The organism is Bartonella sp. AP72JLCBS (assembly GCF_042195705.1).
Classification (GTDB): Bacteria; Pseudomonadota; Alphaproteobacteria; order Rhizobiales; family Rhizobiaceae; genus Bartonella.
This window is the reverse complement of the sequence record NZ_JBHIOU010000005.1, coordinates 44941-51101: the sequence shown is the minus strand read 5'-3', so window position 1 is coordinate 51101 and position 6161 is coordinate 44941. Positions and strand designations below refer to the sequence as shown.

The following is a 6161-nucleotide window of genomic DNA, read 5'->3' as shown; positions in this document are numbered from 1 at the left end:
GGGAAAGAGTTTCTGTGAATGGAGTGGTAAGCTGGGATGAAGCGGAGGGAGATTGAAGGGAGAAGAGAGTGTGGGGGTGGAATAGGAATGAACAGACTAGAGGGGGAAGAGGCGGTGGTGCGAAGGGATGCGTAAAGGATGGTGTGAGGAGATAGCGCTTTGCTTTTATGGTACTTGATGAAGTGGTGTCATTTGAGGGGAATCTGAAGTCCGTGGGTGGGTGATCTGAAGTGCTTGGGGAGATTGGCTAGGCAAGAAGCTGGGGTAATACTATTGTTTATAGAGTGGTGCGGTGTGGAAGTTTCATTTGGCTTTATTCTGTAAATACGTAAAAGCGTGAAAACGGAAATGTGTAAAAAAGGAAAAGGCTTTATGTCGTTAGAGGCGTTGTGGTTAATGATACGCAATGTATAGGGATCGTGTTTTCGAAGGTAGGAAGAACAACATAAATGGAAAGAGTGGCTTAGAGGAAGCGTGTGAAGAGAGAGAAAATGGGGAAGGCTGTATGGGAAATGCGTAGAGTATGAAGTGTGGGGCAGTGAAGCATGTTGTGAATGGTGTGTGAAGAATGGAGAAGGTTTTTGAGAAAAGGAAGGGCTTCTGGCGTGGGGGGAGTAGTGTTTATCTGAAGGGCACATGTTTAAGGTGTGGAAGGTGAGGAAAAGTTGGAGAGAGGATGATTGTTCGTAAGTTGTGGAGGGATTAGTCAGAGGTGTTGGGAAAATGCTTTAGGGGAAAAAATTAGCGTAATTTCTTGTCACACTGAAACCAAAATCATCATAAAAATTGAAGGAAATTAGCGGGTAAAATTGGTGGAAAAAAAGTTTTGATTCTTAAGGTGTGGGATGACGTTTTTTGAGAGCATGGAAGAGTAAACTTGAAAAACCTTTCCCTTTTTGTGGAATTTTTATTCACAAACTTAAGAAAATAGGATATGAACGCTGGAAATAACGCGCAGCTTAACAAAATATGTGCACTGTAAAGGAAATGTTTGTTTATGTCAAAAGAAGAAGTTTTAGAATTTTCTGGTATCGTTACTGAACTCTTACCTAACGCGATGTTTCGTGTGAAACTGGAAAATGATCATGAAATTATTGCCCATACCGCTGGTAGAATGCGGAAAAATCGTATACGGGTGTTGGCCGGTGATAAAATCATGGTGGAAATGACACCTTATGATTTGACAAAAGGGCGTATTACATATCGCTATAAGTAGCCTCGTGGGTGGCTTGCACTTTTTTCTAAAAGCTATCATATTATTTCTATTATTTTTTAACAGTTTTTTAGTTTGCTTTTCATGAGTGAAAAAAGGGGAGTGTTTGAAGAGCCTTGAAAAACTGTAAAATCGATGCGGAAAAAGGATAAGGAGATCAATAGCGCTTAAAAGGGAGGCTAAAGGGGCGCTTAAAAGGGGGCGAGAGGGAAGTCAATTGTGAAGGGGTGGAAATGAGAAATATAAGAGAGTGGGGGGAAAAACGTTTGGCAGATACTCTTACAGAAGAAATTCATTTGGTGCTTGCCTCCGCTTCGCCAAGGCGTTTAGCGCTCTTGGCACAAATAGGGATTGATCCCCAGCAGGTTTATGCAAGCGATATTGATGAAACGCCAAAATTAAAAGAACATCCTGCAAACCTTGCCAAACGTTTGGCAAAAGAAAAAGCACTGAAAGCCCAAAAAATTTTGCGCTGGTACAGTCAGAATGGTCAAGACGAGTTGCAGAATGGTCAAGAAAAATTACCTGGACAGAAAATGATTATCTTGGCGGCTGATACGGTGGTGGCTGTTGGGCGGACCATTTTCCCCAAACCAGAAAGCGAGGATGAGGCTTATGAATGTTTACGATACCTTTCTGGGCGTTCGCATAAGGTCTATGGTGCCATTTGTGCGCTCAATGAACGTGGAAAAATAACCGTAAAATTGGTTGAAAGTCGTGTTCGCTTTAGACGCTTAACCTCTGCCATGATGAAGGCTTACCTTGCTTCAGGAGAATGGCAAGGGAAAGCGGGTGGCTACGCTATCCAAGGAAAAGCAGGGGCTTTTGTTGTCCATATCACGGGTTCTTATTCTAATGTTGTGGGATTGCCTTTGGCTGAAACAGCCGATCTCTTGACCGCTTATCACTATCCACTTTTCACTCACTGGGCTGAACAAACGCATTAGAAAAACTTTAAGGTAAGATCAATGCAAGGTGAAAAGCAACAAAAAGAGAAAAGCAAAAATGAAAAAAAAGCAACAGAAGAAAAGTTAATGAAGAAGCCAATGACAAAGGTGTGCCAAGAACAAAAAGAGCTAAATTTGCAAAAAGAGACCCGTCCTCCGCATCCTTGTCCTATTTGTGGTCAGATGTCACAAAAATCTTCTTATCCTTTTTGTTCCACACGGTGCCGAGCTATTGATCTTAATCGTTGGCTTTCAGGCTCTTATATTTTACCACCCCCACCACAAGTAAGTGATGAAGAAGAATAAAGAGTTCTCTTGAGAAAAGAACGCTAAAGCGTTTTTTTGTGTGGAAACTGAAGGGGAGGCGCGCGGGATTATCGTAAATGTATTTAAGAGCTGGATTAACGGCTTGCTTATTATCGTCATTCGCAAAGACGCAGATTAAGTTCAATCAACGATGGAAGTTTTAATACATATCTAAGACTTATCCCCAAAGGTTTTGTTTACCATGGATAATTATAAATTGCTTTGTTGCATGAAGGTCGATGGTGCTTTGTTGCGTGAAAGTTGTTGGTGCCTTTAGGGTGTGAGGAAAAATTGGTCATCTAATCAGTATTGCTAACGAAAAAGAAGGGGTGCGTGTTTTGGTGCAAAGAGACGGGGCAGTAAAAAATCGCTTGTTGGTGCTTTTGCTGGGTAATGGCGTGGTGTCATTTGGCGGTTGGATTGATTATATCGTGATTTTGACCGTATCTGTGTTCACGTGGAAAGCTGATCAATATGATGTCGCTTTTATTGGAGCGGCAACATTATTACCTGGTATCGTTCTGTCTAAGCCAATTGGAATGTTGGTAAGTCACCGTTCTATGATCCATTGGTTGCGGGCGTCACTGCTGTTACGGGCACTCTGTACTGTCGGTTTATTGATGGCGACGAGTCTGCAAGGATTTATTATACTGGCAGTTATTCGAGCGACATTCAACAGTCTAGCCATGCCTGCAATTTCCGTTCTCAGTGCAAATTCGGTGCCTGAAAACGGACGGACTCGTTACTATTCTGTGCTTAACATGATCAATAGCGCGGCAAAGATGATAGGACCTGCTTTGGGGAGTGCTCTGTCTGTACTTTTATCAGATACCTATACTTTATTGTTTTCTGGATTTTTGACATTGCTAGGCTTTATGGTGTTTTGTTGTCTTGGTGCACAACCTGTCTCGTCGCTCATGATAAAAACAGCGAATACCATAAAATCAAAGCAGAGGCTTTATGGGACAACTTGGTATGCCTATGTGGCGGTGATGTTTGTGTATTTTGCCATGATCTTTATGGTGAATAATCAGTTGCCGGTTATTCTTAGTGCAATGAAAATGAATAAACAGGCTCTTGGGATGCTGGTATCGGCTTCGGCAATCGGTAATTTTCTCTATGGATTTTGGAGTGTGAAACAATCAAAGCATAAACCCCTTACAGGCAAAATATCAGAGTTGTTAATGCCGGCAATGTCAACAATGATTGGTTTTGTCATGATCTCAGTGTGCTTTTTTTACTTTGATTTACTCCGTATTGAGACTTTGTTGCTTTGTTTTTTCCTTATTGGAATGGTTAGCGCTTACTTTTCCATATCTTCTAATGTTTATCTGGTAAGCAATTTCAATGAACAGATTGGATTGGCTTCCGGATGGGTGCAGTCTATACAAAATTTAGCTATGTTGGTGGCGCCGTTTGTTGGAGCGTTTGTTTTAGGTCACACTTCGGCTGGAAAATTGTTCCTTCTTTCTGGATTGAGTGGATTATTCTGTTTATTGGCTATCAGGATATTGCTGAACCGTTCTTTGTTAATTGTTCGATCTCAATGATTGGCTCATCAATAAAACAAATGTTTTAAATCATTTTTCTGAGATTTAGAGGACGTGGAGATAATCCAACATAGAGCAGCTTTTTTGACGTTATAGGTTTAATCTTTGATTTTTACTTAAACGCTCATATGTTTTTTTCGGGGCTTTGCCTTCTTGATACGGTTCCACTGTCTCGTAAACGCAATAGGGGGCATGGTTTTGAGCGACAATGTCATTTTTGTTTAACTCCGCTTTGCTACAAATAGTCAAACTTAAAAACTCAGCTGCCAATCCTTAATCAGCTTGACTTGAAGCAATAATGGAAACAGAAAACGAGGAGCTATAGTGTGAATTATCTTATATGCCATAAAACATCACTCTTGGAGGTATGGTGATATCAGGTATGGGAAACTTTAGGCGGGGGTATGTTAATTGTTGCTCTTTTTCCTAATCAGAAATCAACCATAAGATTGCTTTTTGTTTTTTCGGCTGGAGGTCTCTAAAATTTTTTAAAAGGGTGTGTTCTTTTTCGCTATAGGTTTCTTGATTGTGGTGTGAGGTATTTTCTTTTGTGGGAAGATCTTCTTTTGTAGCAATATCTGCATAAAAAAAGTTTACGGGAACTTCTAGTTTTTGAGCGATTTTGAGTAAATACCCTACGCTTACACGATTTAAGCCTTTTTCGTTTTTTTGGATTTGTTGGAAACTGACACCTAAATGGCTTCCTAATTCTTTTTGGGAAAACCCTATTGAAATGCGTCTGTGACGGATTCTTTTGCCTATCAAAATGTCGATAAAATGTGGATTTTTAGTTGGCACTTCAAGCCCCCCTCCGGTTGCGAGCGCCCTCGCATTGGTATTCCGGGAGGTTGAAAATACTGAACCTAAATCAGCTTTTTGCTTTTAGTGCGGAAACGCACCTAGACATAGCAAAAACTCCCGGAATTCTAAGGATATTCGAAAAAGTGGGCTCAATTGTACGTTAGGGTTTAGGGCTTTTAGTTCCCTGTTGATCGCTGCGTAGACGATCAAAATGACACTTTAAGTGATAAAGTAATTTCAGAAAATTGGCAAGAAAAATGAAAAATTTTCTATTCTGTTATACCGTAAAACGGCGCTATTTGAAGGAGGAGTGAAGAGCTTGAATATTCATGATAGGGCTTTGATTTGTTGAGCCTGATGAAGTGCTGTCTTTTTTGGGGGGTGGAGACTGTAAGGTACTAGGCAAAAAGCTGGGTTCGTTTTCAGAACAGTGTTTACAGAGCGGTGCGGGGTGGTGATGTGGAAATTTTATTTGGCTGACTTCTGTAATAACGTAAAAGCGTTAAAACGTATATCCGTAAAATGATGCGGGGGATTTGTGCTTTGTGTATACTTTTATTTGGCGTGGAATGTGGTGAGATAAATGGGGGAATGCATTTGTGAGTGGAGAGGGGAAAGCTGGGATGAAAAGGGGTGTTAAGTGCGTTTTCTGGAGAAGAGTATGTGGAGAATATTTGGAGGAAGGGCTTATTTGTCTTGTCTGATGAAACAGCATTTTTTGATATGTGGGATAGCCATATGAAATAATCAGCAGGGGAATCTAATAGACAAGAAATCAGATTTTTGCAGAGCAGTGTTTACAGAGCAGTGCGTGGGGTGAATCTTTCGTTGGCTGTTTTCTGTGAATGTGTAAAAGCGTAAAAATGTGAATCTGTAAAAGTGAAGAGGAGGATTTATGGATTTATGCATTGTGCGTGTTTTGGGGGCACGTTGGGTTTTTGCATGGATGGGGTGAGATAAATGGGGGGAGAACGAGCTTGTTAATCGAGGAGGGAAGCTGGAATGAAGAGTGCTGTAAGTCGTAAATGTTTGATGGGAGAGAAAAAGGAGTGCGTGGAATGGGAGAGTGCCTATGGACAAGGGGGAGGGTGTGGATAAGAGGTGGGGGTAGTTTAAAGGGATGCGTGAAGGGATGGTGTGAGGGTGATAGAAGAGGGAGGTGAGGCTTTTATTAAAGGGTGCTGTGGTTTTGAAAGGGGGTGAGAATGGAGAAAATACGCTGGAAAGTATGATGATGAGGTGAGCTAATTTTGGGGTCACGTTGGGCTTTTGCATGGATGGGGTGAGATAAATGGGGGGAGAACGAGCTTGTTAATCGAGGAGGGAAGCTGGAATGAAGAGTGC

General features: G+C 41.3%; 5 protein-coding genes. 4 read left to right on the top strand and 1 reads right to left on the bottom strand.

What is annotated here, in order from left to right; all coding sequences use genetic code 11:
* Window positions 1–997 precede the first annotated feature (997 nt).
* From infA to ACFILO_RS03955, 4 genes are all read left to right on the top strand, one after another.
* Complete coding sequence (gene infA / locus ACFILO_RS03970; RefSeq protein WP_004857577.1) at window positions 998–1216, top strand: translation initiation factor IF-1; 219 nt, start codon at window positions 998–1000, stop codon at window positions 1214–1216.
* 230 nt (window positions 1217–1446) lie between these two features.
* On the top strand, window positions 1447–2160 hold the full coding sequence (locus tag ACFILO_RS03965; RefSeq protein WP_375611669.1) for a Maf family nucleotide pyrophosphatase: 714 nt from the start codon (window positions 1447–1449) through the stop codon (window positions 2158–2160).
* A gap of 21 nt (window positions 2161–2181) precedes the next feature.
* Window positions 2182–2466 (top strand): DNA gyrase inhibitor YacG, encoded by a 285-nt coding sequence (gene yacG / locus ACFILO_RS03960; protein WP_375611670.1) that lies wholly within the window; start codon window positions 2182–2184, stop codon window positions 2464–2466.
* A gap of 341 nt (window positions 2467–2807) precedes the next feature.
* Window positions 2808–4016, top strand: coding sequence for an MFS transporter (locus ACFILO_RS03955; protein WP_375621512.1), 1209 nt, complete (start codon window positions 2808–2810; stop codon window positions 4014–4016).
* A gap of 426 nt (window positions 4017–4442) precedes the next feature.
* On the opposite strand, the gene ACFILO_RS03950 is transcribed toward ACFILO_RS03955, so the two are convergent.
* Window positions 4443–4814: a helix-turn-helix domain-containing protein gene (locus ACFILO_RS03950; protein WP_375677870.1), complete on the bottom strand. Its 372-nt coding sequence runs from the start codon at window positions 4812–4814 to the stop codon at window positions 4443–4445.
* Window positions 4815–6161 lie beyond the last annotated feature (1347 nt).

What these genes read in the sequence shown, in the direction of transcription:
- infA (WP_004857577.1), top strand. Translation starts at nt 998, where the DNA reads ATGTCAAAAGAAGAAGTTTTAGAATTTTCTGGTATCGTTACTGAACTC.
- ACFILO_RS03965 (WP_375611669.1), top strand. Translation starts at nt 1,447, where the DNA reads ATGAGAAATATAAGAGAGTGGGGGGAAAAACGTTTGGCAGATACTCTT.
- yacG (WP_375611670.1), top strand. Translation starts at nt 2,182, where the DNA reads ATGCAAGGTGAAAAGCAACAAAAAGAGAAAAGCAAAAATGAAAAAAAA.